A 16,773-nucleotide genomic window follows, 5' to 3' on the forward strand; every position below is an offset into this window, starting at 1 on the left:
TGCACCTTCCTTCTTCCACCTTATGGATAATCAAAAGGCGTGACATATTTCTACTAATTTTCACATGCACAAGAGATAATCACAAGCAGAATAAAGAGAACAAGAATGAAGTTAATTTCCATTCGACTTCCAAAGAACCCCATTTCTTCACCCCCTTTCAATACGGAATCTAATCTCATACTATGTAGCTGGAGAAGGACGAGTGTTGGGTTCTAGCCGTTATTTAGAAGTTTAGGTAATTGTAATTGTGATATTTTGTTTCCTGGGAGGGGGTGAATTATTCAATTAAACGCACAAAAATCTCTAAAAATAGGTTTTTGGGGGCGCTCCTCTTTGAAGCCGCGAAACGATGGGATAAGTTATTCGTCATTAATAGGTTAGGAGGAAAAATACTTTTGAATGATGGGAGGTAGTCTGGCATAGCGGACTGATATAAAAGCCACCCGTCTTATCTGGAACATGTACCGGATAAGGCGGGCGTACTCTATTATACGGAGTTTGAATCGAGCGTGGTTTCCTTTGTTTCATCTTGTAATTTCTTGCTTATATGTAGCGAGCTTCATTAAATATTCTTTAGAGAATTCCTCATGGTACGGAATCGTCGGAACGTTTGTAATGTCGCGGCCGCAGTGAGTACATTGCCATTCGCCAGGAATTAAATAATCAGCGGAGACGCTGATTTTTAAGCAATGACAGCAAAGTTTTTTGTGCATCGTCTAGAGTTCCTCTCCTAAAAGGTAATACAATCTTATTTTACAATAACGACAGGACGCGAAGATAACCGGATGACTTTCATACTTACACTGCCGAGCACAAGCTCCTCATAATTGCTGAGTCCTCGACAACCCATTACGATAAGATCGATCCCGGTTTGTTCTGCAAACTCCAGCAGCTGTTCAGCTACGTCGCCTTCTAGTATATTCCAGAATACTTTTCCATGCACTGTAAGCTTCTGTACAGTGTGTGCCAATAGTTTTTCCGTGTGCGATTTGTATTCGTCCTTAAGGCCTGGATAAACACGTAGGAGTGTAGTATCGATATCCGGCAGTACACTTGCTACGTATACTTCTATATCACGCACTTTGGCGGCTTTGTTATTAATGAAGGCAATGGATTTCTCATCATAGGCGGATCCGTCAACCGCTAGTAGTATTTTGTTCATGTTCCCCTCGGTTTTTTTCTTTTTATTTCATTATAATCAAAAAATGCAGCATGAAAAGTCTGGTTTTAAGATTAGCACTTTATATTACTCTCTTTTTGCAGGACAAATTTTTCGATGACATGGCGCACACCTTCTTCATTGTTGGAGAAAGTAATATAGTCGGCAATTTGCTTGATTGCCTCTGGGGCATTACCCATCGCTACTCCGAGCCCTGCGGTCTCAATCAAATCCAGATCGTTGTAGCTATCGCCGATCCCGATAATTTCTGAGCGATCGATGCCGAGCGTTTTGGCAAAATGCAGGACGGCACTTCCTTTGTTTGCTTCCGGATGCATGACTTCAAGGAAATATGGTTTTGATTTAGTAATGTGTGCAGTTTCGCCGAATTCTGCGCGCAATTCTTCTGCTAGCTCGTCCAGCACTTTTGGTTCATCGAAATACAGCAGCTTAATACAATCTCGCTCAGCTAACCGATGGAGGTCTGATTCCACAGTATATGGAACACCGGCAATTTTTACATACTGCCGGATTTTATCGTTATCTTCTGGTGAGTAGAGGATATCGTCTTGATACACTTGCAGGTGTATATTTTTTGTGCGTGCGATGTCGATGACACGTCGGGAGATATCCGGTGTTACAAGTCGTTCGTACATAACCGTCTCACCTTTTGTATCTTTAACTATTGCGCCTTGATAGGTAACCAATGGTACGTTTAATTCAAGCTGAGATGCGAATGGCAGGGCGGACGGAAACATACGTCCGGTAGCCAATGTGACGACGACTCCAGCCTCGATAGCCTGTTTAATCGCGTCTGATGTTCCGGGTGTAATCGTTAAGTCGTCGGTTAGTAGCGTATCGTCCATATCAATCGCAATCATCCGATACATCGTCATGTCCACTCCTTTTTGCTTATCTGTGTTTCTTATCCTATCATATCACATTTATTCGCATGCAAAAGAAACAGTAGCGTGCGTGTTATGAATGAAAAACACACATATAAAGCGCTCAATGAATGGCAAGTATAAGTATAATATTGGATTTTTACCATGTGCAGAATATATGCCCTGATTTCAAATAGGCCTGAATATGCATTTGCACCAAATATGTGGAGCACAGTTATTTCCCGTAAGGCATTTTTGAACCATTTTATGTATCATCATGTAGGGGCTGGCGGAAACTTTGAATTATAGAGGAAAAATAATAAAGGCTCTTGCAGCGTGTATAGAAACACAGTACAAGAGCCTGCATTACAAGATAACGACGCATTCACGCGTCTTGATCATACTGAGGATTTCATTTTCTTCTACTATGTACTCCGTATATGATTAATAGGATTCTAACGTGAGCTGGCTCACTTGTCAAATAGAGCATAAGAAGAGTGCCGCAAATTAGCGGATATAACGACTTTCTTTTATTCTCGTCCAGTACGCGTCCCGTTTCTTTTCTACCCATGGGTATTTTTGTCCTATTATGCACGATAGCACATAGAATAATACATAGCGAAAATACGGGGGAGAGAAGGCATGGCTATCAATTAGGGGATTGTTGCGCATAAGTTATCGCCTCACATGTTTTTATATTTACAGCAACAGTATAAAATTATTTTTTGTCAAGATAGATATCAAACACTTTTGTCTGCGCGACCGCCGTAGTATTTTAATGAATGGGATTTGTGTTGAATGTCAGATGTGTAACATAAAAAAGGGGGAACGCTACACTTAGGACAATTGTTGTTTTAACTTCTCTAAAAGCGCCATCTGGCCCCCCATTAAATCCGCAATGGATGTTTGCATAGCTGGTGTCTGTGGCGTATATATCCAGCGATCTTTTTGCATCATTTGCATCACTTTATATGTGGCGAGTGCGTCATCAAGCGCACGATGCGTTTGGGAGCTTTCCGCCAATCCATATTTGTCTAGGGCGTACCATAGCCCTGGTGTGTCTTTGTACCCGTAATAAAACTGATATGCTTTAGATAGGTCCAGCCAATCCTCCAACATGACGGAAAACGGAAATTTCACATGGTGTTCGCGACAATTGCGGCGCAGTCCTCTCATATCAAGATCGCCCCACGTCACTAATGTAGTCTTCTCCGGAATATAGCGCGCCAATACCTCATCAATCATCTCTGTAAAATCCATTCCGCCTGTTACATCCTCCTGTGTAATTCCGGTTAAGTTTACGCATTTCTCGCCCAACTGGGGAAAGAAGACGGGCGATACCAATGAAGAGAATGTATCAATAATCTCGTCTTCTTCTACGATGACCATTCCAGCCTCAATTACCTCATGAAAGAATCCTTTTGGCGCTTCTTTTCTTTCGAATGTCGTAAACTCGAAGTCAATAAAAATATATCGCTCTTTCATCCGGGCCCCTCGTTTCTCTTTTTTTTCAATCATTGTATTTTTAATCGGAAAATCAGTCAATTACTAAGCATCCCCCGCATATGGTTAAAGTGGACATCGCAGAGGGGGAGGGATAAAGTGTTTCGCCTGCACGATACTGTGTTTTTGTTCTGGTTTCTTTGTTTTTTCTGTCTATCTTATGTGTACGCTGCCGATACTGGAATCAAGAAGGAGGAAAAACCAGATGGAACAGTTACCGCGTATGTGTACAAGGTGACCAAAGACAACCGAATTCTTGCCACCATTAAGGGAAAGATATATAGCATTTGTATGCAGGGTGTAACAGTATCAGGAGAATCTGAGGCACGACGCTTCTTAAAAGAAAAGGTGACAGGCCATCAAGTTGAACTTGAATATGATGAACAAACGCGTGATGAAAAAGGAAATATTATAGCATATGTCTGGCTAGAAGCAGAAATGTTAAATCGCACAATGCTTGAAAAAGGCTACGCACGTGTAGCCCCCACACCGCAGCAGACAAGATACATAAACGATTTTCGGCGTCGGCAGGAACAGGCTGACCAAAAACAAAACGCCCGAAATTTATCCGGGCGCTTCTTTTATTTTTTATGCATACATTTTTTCGCGTAATTGCTTGATGTCTTCATTTGCAAGATATTCATCATACTCCACTTGCTTGTCGATCAGTCCTTGTGGCGTGATTTCGATAATTCGATTCGCGACCGTTTGCACGAACTGGTGGTCATGCGAAGTAAACAGCAGTGTGCCACTGAACTCGATGAGTCCGTTGTTAAGCGCCGTAATGGATTCGAGGTCCAAATGGTTCGTTGGTTCATCGAACAGCAGAACATTGGAGCCTGTTAGCATCATCCGGGATAGCATACAGCGAACTTTTTCTCCACCAGATAGTACGCTCGCTTTCTTCAGAGCTTCCTCGCCGGAGAAAAGCATCCGGCCGAGGAAGCCGCGTACGAATGTTTCATCCTGATCGTGTGAATATTGACGTAGCCAATCAACCAGGTTCAAATCGCAGTCTTCGAAGTAAGAAGCATTATCTTTCGGAAAGTAGGCTTGTGTCGTTGTTACGCCCCAGCTGTATTCGCCTGCATCTGCGTCAAGCTCGCCCATTAAGATTTGCATGAGCGTTGTTTTTGCTAGTTCATTTGTACCTACGAGAGCGATTTTGTCACCTTTATTAACTGTGAAGCTAATATTATTTAGGACAAGTTCGCCGTCTACTGTTTTGCTAACGTCTTTGACTGTTAGGATATCTTTGCCTGCTTCACGCTCCGGTTTAAAGTTGATGTACGGATAACGGCGAGAAGAAGGGCGGATGTCTTCCAGGGCGATTTTGTCCAGTTGTTTTTTACGTGATGTTGCTTGTTTTGCTTTGGAAGCGTTGGAACTGAAACGGCGGATGAATGCTTCAAGTTCTTTGATCTTCTCTTCTTTTTTCTTATTGGCGTCTTTAGCAAGTTTTAAGGCTAATTGGCTTGACTCATACCAAAAATCATAGTTACCGACATACAGCTGAACTTTGCCGAAGTCGATGTCCGCGATATGCGTACATACTTTGTTTAGGAAATGACGATCATGGGAGACCACGATGACCGTATTCTCATAGTTGTACAAGAAATTTTCCAGCCAGGCGATCGATTCAAGGTCCAGATGGTTCGTTGGCTCGTCAAGCAGCAGGATGTCCGGGTTGCCGAACAGCGCCTGAGCCAGTAGCACGCGTACCTTCTGACTGCCGTCCAGCTCGCTCATCTTCTTGTCGTGTAAGTCGGTTGGAATGCCGAGACCGATAAGCATTTCGCCCGCTTCTGCTTCCGCCTGCCAGCCATTCAATTCGGCGAATTCGCCTTCCAACTCAGATGCTTTAATGCCGTCCTCTTCCGAGAAGTCCGGTTTTGCATACAGCGCATCTTTTTCTTCCATAATCTCGTACAGGCGACGGTGTCCCATAATTACCGTTTTTAGTACTTCGAATTCATCGAATTCAAAGTGGTTTTGTTTGAGAACTGCTAAACGTTCTCCCGGTGTAATACTGACTTGACCGTTTGTCGGTTCAATTTCACCGGAAAGAATCTTAAGAAATGTGGATTTTCCCGCGCCGTTGGCCCCGATAAGGCCATAGCAATTGCCAGGAGTGAATTTTATGTTTACATCGCTGAAAAGCGCGCGGCTTCCAAAACGAAGTGTTAAGCCTGTTGTACTAATCATATGGAGCATCTACCATCCTTTGTTTTCGATTTTTCTCACTAAACATGCATTATAGCACACTTTTCTTCCGCATAGTCCCATGAGTGGACTTTTATGCAGGTCAGTTGTTTTTGGAAGCAGGAATTTTTAGCATTATTCGACTAAAATTATCATCTGGTCAGAATATATGTAGTAGTCGATATAAAGTCAAGAAAAGAAGTCAAACATCTATGTGTAATGGTACATTTGTTAATTATTCATAACCTCCGATTTAACACAATAACGAAAGAAGGATGAATAGTATGGACCAAATGAAAAATACACGTTACGCCAATATTATCCCAATGAAGGAATTAGATACGAAGGAGAAAAGGCTGTATCCATTTCCGATATACGATAAGCTCAGAGAGGAAACCCCTGTACGCTATGATAAGGAGCGGGCATGCTGGGATATATTTCGTTATGATGATGTTCACCTTGTGTTAAAAAATCCAAAGCTATTCTCTTCCCGCCGTTCACAAGGCGAGAAAAGGGAAAGCTTGCTAATTATGGACCCGCCCAAACATACCCAGATGCGTAACCTTGTAAATAAGGCATTCACACCAAAGGTCATTCAGGAGTTGGAGCCACGCATTGCAGAGATTACAAACGGACTGCTAGACGAGGTGATACCTAATACCCGGATGGATATGGTATACGATGTGGCCGGACCCCTGCCTGTCATTATGATCGCCGAATTATTAGGTGTTCCGGCGCGCGATCGCCAATTGTTTAAAGCATGGTCCGATGTGCTGGTAAAGGGGCCTGAAGTAAACACAGACGAGGCGTTTACCTCAGTGATGGCTGAAAAACGTCAGGCATCAGATGAGCTGAGCGATTATTTCAAAGACATACTTGTTCAACGCCGACGCAAGCGTGAGAATGATTTAATTTCTTTGCTGCTGGATGCGGAAATTGATGGAGAAAAGCTGTCTGAAGAGGAACTACTCGGATTTTGCATCCTGCTATTGGTGGCGGGAAATGAGACAACGACGAATCTTATCGTAAATGCGATCCGCTATATGACAGAAGATGTGCCGCTCCAGGCTCATTTGCGAGCACATCCTGAATTGCTTCCGCATGCAATAGAGGAGACATTGCGATTTTATCCGCCCATTCAGGCGATTGGACGGATCGCAACGCGAGATGTAGAGATAGGCGGACAGAAGGTTGAAGCTGGCAGCCAGGTGATTAGCTGGGTTGCTGCGGCTAACCGTGACGGCCGGAAGTTTGCGGAGGCAGCACGTTTTGTTCCAACTCGAAAACCCAATCCCCATCTTGGCTTCGGATTTGGGATTCATTTCTGCCTGGGAGCGCCGCTTGCCCGATTGGAAGCAAGAATTGTGCTTGGCATTTTGTTGCACCGGTGTATAGATATTGAACGTGAAGAAGGCGCTTTGTTGCATCCGATCCAAAGCCCGTTCGTGTTCGGCGTGACTCATTTTCCAGTCCGTTTCCGAACATGATTGACGAAGGGTAAAGTCGGTATCATAATAAGAGAATAAAGTAAAAATTCCATCAGCTTAGGGCTTTTCATCCTTTGCTGATGGTTTGTTGCACCTAGTGGAAGGTGAGAAAGAAGCAGGACATTAAAGACTGGAAAACACGCCAGTCTTTTTTCTGCTGGGGCGCACAGGGCCTATCTCCTGTTCTTCACCAACTTTTAAACTTTCCTATCTTCAACCATGCTGCATGTTGAAATATTAAGTGTAACTTATACAGAAAGGCAGGAGTTACGTATGTCTATCAAAAATATAACGGACCATACAGGACGCCTCGTAACGTATTCCTATCCTCCACAGCGTATTGTTTCATTATGTCCGTCGCTTACCGATACGCTGTTTGCGCTTGGGTTGAATGAGCGCATCGTGGGCCGGACCCAATTCTGCATCCATCCTGCTAAAGAAGTACAGAATGTACGGCGGGTAGGTGGGACAAAGCAAATTAAGACGGACATTATTAATGAACTTAACCCCGATTTAATCATTGCCGAAAAAGAAGAGAATCCGAAAGAGATGGTGGAATCTTTGGCGAAGTCGTATCCGGTCTATGTAACAGATGTGGAATCTTATGAAGATGCATTGCGTATGATTACGGATTTAGGAGAAGTAACCGGAACAGCAAAAGCTGCGCATGCGATGGTTTGCGATATCAATGCAGCATTTAGCTTTTTAAAACCTGCATCAGGAATTCGTGTCGCCTATCTTATTTGGCAGAAGCCGTATATGGCTGCCGGGAATCATACATACATTCATTCGCTGCTGGAGAAGTGCGGCTTTGTCAATGTGTTCAAAGATGCACCGGGGCGTTATCCACAAATAACAGAAGATGATCTGCGTGCAGCTAATCCAGACTATATTTTCTTATCATCGGAGCCTTTTCCTTTTCAGGAAACGCACGTGCAATTGTTCCGTGAAATGATTCAAGGGAGCAAGCCTGTGCTGGTAGATGGGGAGATGTTCTCATGGTATGGGGTCCATATGAAGAAGGCTGCTCCATACTTTCAAAGATTGCTGACTAAAATTTCATCGGAGAAGTGAACAATGCAAAAAAGCCGGTGACTAAGTCATCGGCTTTTCCTATATCCATGATTCTGCCCAGCGCTGTACTTGTTCCATCGTTGGCTGTAATGCTTTTCCTTTATCCGTAAGCTCATATTCGATGCGTACGGGTGTTTCTGGATACACGTGTCGGTTTACTATACCGGCGCGTTCAAGCTCTTTAAATCGCTCTGTTAGCATGCGGTCGCTCATATTCGGAATTAGTTCCTTTACTTCACAGAATCGCTTCGGACCGTCTATCATTGATTGAATAATAAGGCCTGTCCAGCGTTTTCCGAGCAGTTCAAACGCAGCTTCGAATCGGGGACATAGCGCGTGATCATGCTTCATGATTTTCACCTCCATATATATTTTACCACAGTTACTTTAAAAAAATTAGTATAAATACGTAAGATATAACAATGGAGAAAGTTTTTTTCCCGAGCAGGGTGGTGTTTGTTTTGTGCAAGACCGCTCAACAAGATACAATTGCAATAGAAATCATAAAGGGGTGAGTGGCTAATGGATGTACAAACATATTTAAAGCGTATACAGTTTCCTTTGTCTGCTGCACATATTCGACCCACATTTTCTTGTCTGTCGGAATTGCAGAAACAGCACCTGTTGCATGTTCCGTTTGGCAATCTGGATGTAATGAATAGCGTCCCGATTGTATTATCACCGGAGCGTCTGTATGAGAAAATCATCCTCCGGCAGCGGGAGGGATTTTGCTATGAACTCAATGGGCTGTTTTGCTGGTTGCTGTGTGAGCTTGGTTTTTCTGCGCATTTGGTAGCTGCAATCGTTCATGCAGGCGACGGAAAATGGAGTGTGGATAATAGTCATGCGACCATTCTTGTTCATCTTGATCAACCGTACCTTGTGGATGTTGGGTTCGGCGATTCGGCCCGTGTGCCACTCCCGTTGACAGGAGAAGAAAGAGAAGATATAAGCGGCATATATCGTATTATTCCTTACGAGAAGCCGGGTATGTACGATTTACAGAAGCGAACAGAGGATGCGTGGACAGTGAAAAATCGTTTCTCCATTACACCTAAAAAGCTTGCTGACTTTCACGCAGTATGTGAATATACGCAGACGTCGCCTGAATCCCATTTTACTAGTCGCCGCATCGTAACACAAGCCATAATAGACGGCAGAATTACGCTATCAGGTAATGAAGTGACGGTTACAAAAAAAGGGCAGAAAAACAGATTTACAGTGGAGGAGGCAGAAATACCGTCTTTTCTGCGCAATTCGTTTGGCATCGTATGTCACAAAGAACGTTAATGGGCAAATACGAAGGATGTAGAAGGTGGGATACCCCGCATTTTACATCTTTTTTATTTCCTTCAAATCCCATATATATACAGGAAAAATTCTTATTTTCCGAGAGGTATTTGAACAAGATAACGGAAGAGGCTTGGTAAGGAGGGCTTTATGAGAAAAATGCGTCTGCTTCTCCCCATTTTTTTTATATTTGTGGGTATATGCTGTACAGGCATGTCCACCTTTAGCTTAGTGGGGGCGGATAGCTATGCTACAGTCGTGGTTAAAAGTACACCGGCTGCAGAGAATGAGACCCGGCTCAAAATTATCATTCGCGGTCTTCCGTCCGTCGTCGTTCGTGCAAAAAAAAACAAAAGTAAGCATGCTTCCTGTTACTGATCGCTATCTCATTCTTTCACATAAAAAAAGGGAAGATACGTATGTTATGGATAAAGAAGGTGGAGTGTTTAATCCACGTACATCAGAACAGCTTCTCATTCCGAAGAAATGGAAAAGCAAGTTAAAAGCATACGGTGATATGACGGCAGCTTCTCATTATGGAGAGCTACTACCCTGGAATGAGGTGAAAAAGGATATCCTCAACAAATCTGTGCTCACAGTGATTGATTTGGAGACGGGACTGCAATTTCAGGCTCAACGAAGAGCCGGAAAATATCATGCTGATGTACAGCCGCTTACAAAGTCTGATACAAAAATAATGAAGCAAATATACAATGGCAAATGGAGCTGGAAAAGAAAGGCGATTTTGGTTGAAAAGGATGGCCGCTATTATGCAGCTTCCATGCAAGGAATGCCACATGGAGGAGATGGGATTCCCGGCAATGGCTTTTCCGGACATTTTTGCATTCACTTTCTCGATAGTTTAACCCACGGGTCACGCAATAAAGATCCTGAGCATCATTTGATGATTTATAAGGCTGCCGGAAAGCTGGACACATACTTCAAATCCGTAACTCCGCATGAACTCGTCGATAGCTTTATCGGCGCTGTAAATGCGAGGGAACCGCATATATTGTCACAATGCTTTTTAGATTTACGGCATGTCCGTTTGCTGGAAATGCAAAAAGAACTGCCGAATATTCAAGTGTTTCGCCGTGTCTCAAAATATACGAAAAAGAAAGATATGACAAATGTGCTGACAGCAGAAATACCAGTAGAAATCCGAATGGAGCGCAAAGGGAAAAGGACAGAAACAGTTAAAATGGTATTTCATGTTGGAAGAAATACGAAACAGTCTCCCTGGAAAATCATTAATATAAAATAAACAGCTGTTGCTAAAACATTTTAATGCATAAACTATTGACAAATCATTTGAGTAGGAGTACGATTGGGTTTGTATTAAATAAGACCTCGTTAGGTGAGGCTCCTATACAAACACAGGCCACTGCCCAGAAATATCGAGAGATGCCCATGGGTAGAACAGGAATTGTCGGACTAAGGCTTTTCATAAGGTGGCTAAGAGATAGATAATTTTCTCTTTACGTTGTATAGTGCCAAAACTCGACTAGAGGGGGAAACGGATGTTTTTTTGGTATGCATTCATTAAACCCTCTAGAAGAACTAGGGGGTTTTTTATTTGTAAAGGAGGGGAACACCCACATGGACGATAGTTCCAGTAGTCGAATGTACGCTTTATATCAACATTCTGTGCAGAGGGAGAACCGGATTCTCTTTGCTCTCCATCATTTTCCATACTTTATTTTCCTTCTTTTCTTATCTGTAAGGTGGGTTTATTTAAGTATGCGTTTTTGACATGTGAGCGCAATGAGAACAAGGTTCAAAGCCAGACCCTCTCTGCAATAGAGAAGGGTTTTTTTTGTGTCTGGGTTCCGCGATAGGAGGAGTCAATATGAAAAAAATTTTTGATAAAAAAAGACATAAAATCGGCAACAAAGCCTTGAACAAGGAAATCTCAGAGCGCCTTATCGAAGCATCTGTATATCCCGTAGATTATTTTATGGAGGAGATAGCTACTTCACCTCATGGATTGTGTGAATCTGAAGTAAAGAAAAGACTGGATGATTATGGCGAAAACCAGGTTGCTCATGAAAAGCCGCCTGCCTGGTATATTCAATTGCTTTTAAATTTTAAAAATCCATTTATTCTCATTTTGCTGGGGTTGGATGTATTTTCATTTTTTACAGGTGATACAGAAGCAGTCATTATCATCACAACAATGGTCTTAATTAGTGTGCTTATTACGTTTACGCAAGAGTTTCGCTCAATGAAAACAGCGGAAAAGCTTAAAGCGATGGTAAAAACAACGACAACTGTCATACGCCAATCAACGGAAAAAGAAATTGATATGGAACAGTTGGTACCTGGAGATATTATCCGTCTGTCAGCGGGTGATCTCGTTCCTGCGGATGTAAGGCTGCTCACCTCTAAAGATCTTTTCGTTAGTGAATCCGCTCTAACTGGAGAAGCCCTACCTGTGGAAAAACAGGAATTACTACCGCTCGAGACAGTCAATCAAAAGAATCCGCTCAACGCATTGGAGCTTGCTAATATATGCTATATGGGAACCAATATTGTGAGCGGTTCGGCTACTGCCATTGTGATTGCTACCGGAGCCTCTACTTATTTTGGTTCGATGGCTAAAACGCTTATAGGTAAAAGACCGCTAACCAGTTTTGATAAAGGGGTAAACAGTGTCACTTTTGTTCTCATCCGTTTTATGCTGATTATGGTTCCGATTATTTTCTTTATTAACGGTTTTACAAAAGGGGATTGGTGGGATGCGTTTTTCTTTGGTTTATCCGTCGCTGTCGGCTTGACCCCGGAAATGCTACCGGTTATCGTGACCGCGAACCTGGCCAAGGGTGCAGTGGTGATGGCCCGCAATAAAGTAATTATGAAGAGGCTCCATGCGATTCAAAATTTCGGAGCCATGGATATTTTATGCACAGACAAAACAGGAACACTTACACAGGATAAAATTATTCTTGAAAAATATTTGAACATTAATGGAGATAAAGATACTGCCGTTTTAGAATATGCTTACTTGAATAGCTACTACCAAACTGGATTAAAAAATTTACTGGATGTTGCTGTACTGGAGCATGCGGGGGTAAGCGAAGTACAAGGAGCGGAAGGGAAGTATACGAAAGTTGATGAGATTCCTTTTGATTTTAACCGTCGCCGCATGTCTGTCGTTCTGAAGAAAAACGACAATGGACATATCCTTATTTGCAAGGGTGCGATGGAAGAAATCGTAAGTATTTGCACGCATGTATCCAGTAATGGAAAAGTTGTTCCGATTACACCGCATATAACGCAAAAAATACAGAGGCTTGTACACGATTTAAACACAGACGGATTACGCGTAGTTGCTGTCGCTGTTAAACAAACCGAATCGGAAGATAGGCCTTATACGATTACAGATGAAAGCAACATGATTTTGGTCGGGTATATTGGTTTTTTGGACCCGCCAAAGGACAGCGCGGCAGCGGCGATTAAAGCATTGAGGGAAAACGGTGTAAATATCAAAGTGCTTACAGGTGATAACGAAACGGTCACCCGCAAAGTTTGCAAAGATGTAGGTTTGCATGTAAATCAGATCGTATTAGGAAATGACATCGACAATCTTTCGGATGAGCAATTGGCTGATATGGCTGAAAGGACTACCGTATTTGCTAAATTGAACCCGCTCCAAAAGGCAAGAATTGTTCGGGCGCTCCAGAGCAAGGGGCATACCGTTGGATTTATGGGTGACGGTATTAATGACGCGGCTTCCTTGCGTGAGGCAGATGTAGGCATTTCAGTGGATACAGCGGTAGATATTGCAAAAGAGTCAGCGGATATCATTCTGCTGGAAAAAAGTTTACTTGTATTGGAGCAAGGCGTCATTGAAGGCCGTAAGACCTTTGGCAATATTATTAAATATATCAAAATGACAGCAAGTTCTAACTTCGGCAACGTGTTCAGTGTGTTGGGTGCCAGCGCATTTTTACCTTTTCTGCCGATGCTGCCGATTCATCTGCTTATTCAAAATCTATTTTACGATATTTCGCAACTTTCCATCCCTTGGGACAATATGGATAAAGAATTTTTGAAAAAACCCAAAAAATGGGATGCCAAGTCCATAAGAAGATTTATGATTTTTATTGGTCCTATCAGCTCGATTTTCGATTATGTAACATACTTTGTTATGTGGTATATATTTGCGGCCAATACCGTGGATGACCAGTCTTTGTTCCAATCCGGTTGGTTTATTGAAGGATTATTGTCTCAAACTTTGATTGTGCATATGATTCGCACAGAGAAAATACCGTTTATTCAAAGCAGGGCAAGTCTACCCGTACTTTTGCTTACGAGCGCAATTATTATAGCGGGCATCTATATCCCATTCTCTGCTTTTGGCGCAAGCATTGGATTACAGCCGCTGCCTATGTCATATTTTCCTTGGTTAATAGCTATTCTGCTCAGCTACTGTCTTCTTACGCAAGTTATCAAAAAATGGTATATTCGTAAATTTAATGAATGGCTGTAGTGTAAAAACAAAAACAGCATGCCTATAAAGTAGTTATTGGGAGGAACGTATGAAAATAAGAGGAAAACCTGATTTTACGATACTTTTTCTTACCCTTCTCCTTGTGGGATTTGGAATTGTGATCGTTTACAGTGCCAGCTCTGTTTTTTCCTTTCATAAATATGGTATTGATACGTATTTTGTAAAAAAACAACTTACATGGGCCAGTATTGGTTTGGTGTTCATGTTATTCACTATGAATATTCCGTACACGTTCTATAAAAAGCACTTTGTTAGCATCGCTTTAGGAGGGCTGTTTCTTCTGCTGATTGTACTTATACCAGGTATTGGTACGGTGCAAAATGGTGCCCGTAGATGGATTGATCTTGGATTCGCTTCTCTACAACCTACTGAATTTGCCAATCTCGCAGTTATTTTGTATTTGTCTGCCCTGATTGCGAAAAAAGGGAATGCGATTCAGGATTTTAGAAAAGGATTGTTTCCTGTTATGGTAGTTATGGGTGTTTTTTGCGGCGTTATTATTCTTCAGCCTGATTTTGGTTCGTCAGTTATTCTCATGTTAACGGGACTTTCGATAATCGTAGCAGGTGGAGCGAATCTCAAATACTTATCTATTATAGGAATGCCTGTTGGCATTATCGGTTTCCTATTTGTGTTTTTCTCACCGTACCGTTGGGAGCGAATGCAAAATATAGGGAATCCCTGGGCGGATGGCATGGACGGTTTGGGGAACGGCTATCAGCTTGTCCATTCTTATTTTGCACTTGCACATGGAGGCATTGCTGGAGCGGGGTTTGGAAAAAGCATTGAAAAGTATTTATATCTTCCTGAAGCCCAAACTGATTTTATTTTTTCTATTATGGCGGAGGAACTTGGATTTATTGGGGTGTGTCTTTTTTTATTTGTGTATGTATGCTTCCTATGGCGCATTTTGCTTATCACACTACGGGTACAAGAACCCTTCGCTATATTGGTCGGCATTGGTGTGGTTAGCATGATTGCTATCAAAGCATGTTTTAATATTGGGGGAGTGACAGGACTGCTCCCGATTACAGGTGTTCCTTTACCGTTTATTAGCTATGGAGGGTCCTCCCTGCTTCTTCATATGCTCAGTATAGGAATTATACTGAGCATTTCACGGGAGAATGATAAACGAACCGTTCAGAGGATAATAGATGGACGATAGATAAAAGTATAAGGGAAGGAGAGAGAACATCAGAGGTTAGAAAAAGACGCGCTGGTCTTTTTTCTGCCAGGGCGCCTATGATTTCTTCTCCTTTTTCCCGTATCGTTCAAGGCTCTATTAAATGTCTGAGTCCGTTAATATTACAGATTATGATTTTCTTTTTATCAATTCGAATAAGTTGCTGGTTTTGTAAATCCAGTAGGATTTTCGTTACGGTTTCCCTCACGGTTCCTGTCATATCAGCCATTTGCTGATGCGTCAGTTTCAAATCGATCAGGAGTCCTTCTTTGTTCTGGAGCCCGTGATTTTCCGTTAACCGCAATATCATTCTGACGATGCGTGTACGGGCATCTAGAATAGTCAAATCAGTAATGAGTTCGTTCGCTCTACGAAGACGATCCAAGGCAGTTTCCAGTATTTTAATGAAAATATCTGGACTTCGATTTAATAGGGAAATAAAATCAAATCGTTTTAATACATACAATGTGGACTGCTCCAACGTTCTGGCGGAAGCGGATCGAACTTGCTCATTTTGTAATACAGCCATCTCACCAAAAAAATCACCCTCTCTAAAAATGGCGAGGATAATTTCTCTTGCGTTGTCATCACGGTAAATTTTTACAACTCCTGATTTTATGATATACAGCTCATCGCCTTCCTCTTCTTCAAAAAACACGTTCGCTCCCTTTTCATATTTTCGTGTAATAAATAAGGGAGCGATTTCTGTCAATTCATCCTCTCCTAAGTGCTCAAAAAAGGGAAAGTGACGCAAAAAATAAACATCAATCAAGAAGCATCTCCTCCATGCATTCGTTCTCCTAGCCTGTCACAGCAAGAGCCAGCGCCAATACGATAAGATGAAATATTTGATCGGCTACGATCATTAACCACTTGCTTTTCTCATCTGTTACTCGCATAATCCTTTTGTACCATAAAGCTACGAGCGTACGTCGATCCAATATAACATGGGAGACAAACACCAATGCGATTCCCCACATTGATAATCCTTCAGGAAGCCATAGAAATGCGAACAATGCAATAACCGTTGTATAAACAAGGCAATGAGTCAACAGCGGGAGCCAGCGCTCTGCCTTATATTTTGCCATCCATTCTGTTTGCAGTAAATAGTCACCTACCAAGTGTGCAAGCAGCAATATATCAAAAGAGCTGAAATGATTCATTTGTGTGAAGACCTCCTTCCGGTTACATGAACAGGTTCTTTTTACAAAGTATATTTTTTATACTATACCGATTCTGTAGTTTGGATTACATTCGCTAATTTCGGTTACTGTTACATTTATTAAAAAGTCGGTAGTCGAAGAGACGGACAGGTGGGCTGCATAATCCGGACGAATAGGAGGTTTTCAGGTTATATGTATGAACTTTATTTTAGCTATTTTACTACAACCCTTACTTTTGGGAGGGAGACATAGGAGGAATTTTTACTATAATATGAATGGCAATAAAGAGGTATCAGGCTTTGGTGCTTTGGAAAG

16 protein-coding genes and 1 riboswitch are annotated in these 16,773 nt (G+C 42.2%); of the genes, 7 read left to right on the top strand and 9 right to left on the bottom strand.

Translation table 11 applies throughout. The features are described 5' to 3' along the window. Positions 1–53 precede the first annotated feature (53 nt). From yjcZ to kapD, 5 genes are all read right to left on the bottom strand, one after another. Entirely contained in the window at positions 54–143 is a 90-nt protein-coding gene (gene yjcZ / locus HMPREF0083_RS27955; RefSeq protein WP_167331554.1) for a sporulation protein YjcZ, read from the bottom strand. Positions 144–524: 381 nt separating this feature from the next. Continuing rightward, a complete protein-coding gene (locus HMPREF0083_RS08545) occupies positions 525–713 on the bottom strand; it encodes a hypothetical protein (protein ID WP_021620829.1) in 189 nt (62 codons plus the stop codon). Positions 714–748: 35 nt separating this feature from the next. Next, positions 749–1,162: a universal stress protein gene (locus tag HMPREF0083_RS26295; protein ID WP_021620830.1), complete on the bottom strand. Its 414-nt coding sequence runs from the start codon at positions 1,160–1,162 to the stop codon at positions 749–751. Between the two features lie 71 nt (positions 1,163–1,233). Further along, positions 1,234–2,049: a Cof-type HAD-IIB family hydrolase gene (locus tag HMPREF0083_RS08555; RefSeq protein WP_040302103.1), complete on the bottom strand. Its 816-nt coding sequence runs from the start codon at positions 2,047–2,049 to the stop codon at positions 1,234–1,236. Positions 2,050–2,880: 831 nt separating this feature from the next. Then, positions 2,881–3,588, bottom strand: a complete 708-nt coding sequence (kapD, locus tag HMPREF0083_RS08560) for a 3'-5' exonuclease KapD (protein ID WP_051354588.1) — start codon at positions 3,586–3,588, stop codon at positions 2,881–2,883. 57 nt (positions 3,589–3,645) lie between these two features. Here kapD and HMPREF0083_RS08565 point away from each other — a divergent pair, with 57 nt between their 5' ends. After that, entirely contained in the window at positions 3,646–4,158 is a 513-nt protein-coding gene (locus HMPREF0083_RS08565) for a thermonuclease family protein (protein WP_040302105.1), read from the top strand. Here the strand turns inward: HMPREF0083_RS08565 and HMPREF0083_RS08570 are convergent. Further along, the gene (locus HMPREF0083_RS08570) at positions 4,135–5,751 is read right to left on the bottom strand and encodes an ABC-F family ATP-binding cassette domain-containing protein (protein ID WP_040302107.1); all 1,617 of its coding nucleotides are present in this window, start codon (positions 5,749–5,751) and stop codon (positions 4,135–4,137) included. The genes HMPREF0083_RS08565 and HMPREF0083_RS08570 overlap by 24 nt on opposite strands. Positions 5,752–6,023: 272 nt before the next feature. On the opposite strand from HMPREF0083_RS08570, the gene HMPREF0083_RS08575 reads away from it, so the two are divergent. Together HMPREF0083_RS08575 and HMPREF0083_RS08580 are read left to right on the top strand one after the other, a co-directional pair. Further along, on the top strand, positions 6,024–7,235 hold the full coding sequence (locus HMPREF0083_RS08575; RefSeq protein WP_021620837.1) for a cytochrome P450: 1,212 nt from the start codon (positions 6,024–6,026) through the stop codon (positions 7,233–7,235). Positions 7,236–7,508: 273 nt separating this feature from the next. After that, positions 7,509–8,309: a cobalamin-binding protein gene (locus HMPREF0083_RS08580; protein WP_040302110.1), complete on the top strand. Its 801-nt coding sequence runs from the start codon at positions 7,509–7,511 to the stop codon at positions 8,307–8,309. A gap of 39 nt (positions 8,310–8,348) precedes the next feature. Here the strand turns inward: HMPREF0083_RS08580 and HMPREF0083_RS08585 are convergent, their stop codons facing one another. After that, a complete protein-coding gene (locus HMPREF0083_RS08585) occupies positions 8,349–8,660 on the bottom strand; it encodes a winged helix-turn-helix transcriptional regulator (RefSeq protein WP_040302111.1) in 312 nt (103 codons plus the stop codon). Between the two features lie 171 nt (positions 8,661–8,831). Between HMPREF0083_RS08585 and HMPREF0083_RS08590 the strand changes: the two genes are divergently transcribed. The 4 genes from HMPREF0083_RS08590 (at position 8,832) to ftsW (ending at position 15,277) form a co-directional block, all read left to right on the top strand. After that, positions 8,832–9,599: an arylamine N-acetyltransferase family protein gene (locus HMPREF0083_RS08590; RefSeq protein WP_021620840.1), complete on the top strand. Its 768-nt coding sequence runs from the start codon at positions 8,832–8,834 to the stop codon at positions 9,597–9,599. 247 nt (positions 9,600–9,846) lie between these two features. Next, positions 9,847–10,863 carry a hypothetical protein gene (locus HMPREF0083_RS08600; protein ID WP_148315927.1) on the top strand — a complete coding sequence of 339 codons (1,017 nt, stop codon included), beginning with the start codon at positions 9,847–9,849 and terminating at the stop codon, positions 10,861–10,863. A gap of 78 nt (positions 10,864–10,941) precedes the next feature. After that, positions 10,942–11,118: riboswitch (M-box (ykoK) riboswitch) on the top strand. A 330-nt stretch (positions 11,119–11,448) separates the two neighbouring features. After that, positions 11,449–14,091, top strand: a complete 2,643-nt coding sequence (gene mgtA / locus HMPREF0083_RS08610; RefSeq protein ID WP_021620844.1) for a magnesium-translocating P-type ATPase — start codon at positions 11,449–11,451, stop codon at positions 14,089–14,091. Between the two features lie 49 nt (positions 14,092–14,140). Then, positions 14,141–15,277: a putative lipid II flippase FtsW gene (ftsW, locus tag HMPREF0083_RS08615; RefSeq protein WP_021620845.1), complete on the top strand. Its 1,137-nt coding sequence runs from the start codon at positions 14,141–14,143 to the stop codon at positions 15,275–15,277. Positions 15,278–15,383: 106 nt separating this feature from the next. Here ftsW and HMPREF0083_RS08620 read toward each other — a convergent pair whose 3' ends face one another. Continuing rightward, complete coding sequence (locus tag HMPREF0083_RS08620) at positions 15,384–16,067, bottom strand: Crp/Fnr family transcriptional regulator (RefSeq protein WP_021620846.1); 684 nt, start codon at positions 16,065–16,067, stop codon at positions 15,384–15,386. Positions 16,068–16,095: 28 nt separating this feature from the next. Further along, the gene (locus HMPREF0083_RS08625; protein ID WP_021620847.1) at positions 16,096–16,458 is read right to left on the bottom strand and encodes a DUF3307 domain-containing protein; all 363 of its coding nucleotides are present in this window, start codon (positions 16,456–16,458) and stop codon (positions 16,096–16,098) included. Positions 16,459–16,773: the final 315 nt, after the last annotated feature.

The sequence above is a fragment of the Aneurinibacillus aneurinilyticus ATCC 12856 genome, assembly GCF_000466385.1.
In the GTDB taxonomy this organism is placed as follows: Bacteria; Bacillota; Bacilli; order Aneurinibacillales; family Aneurinibacillaceae; genus Aneurinibacillus; species Aneurinibacillus aneurinilyticus.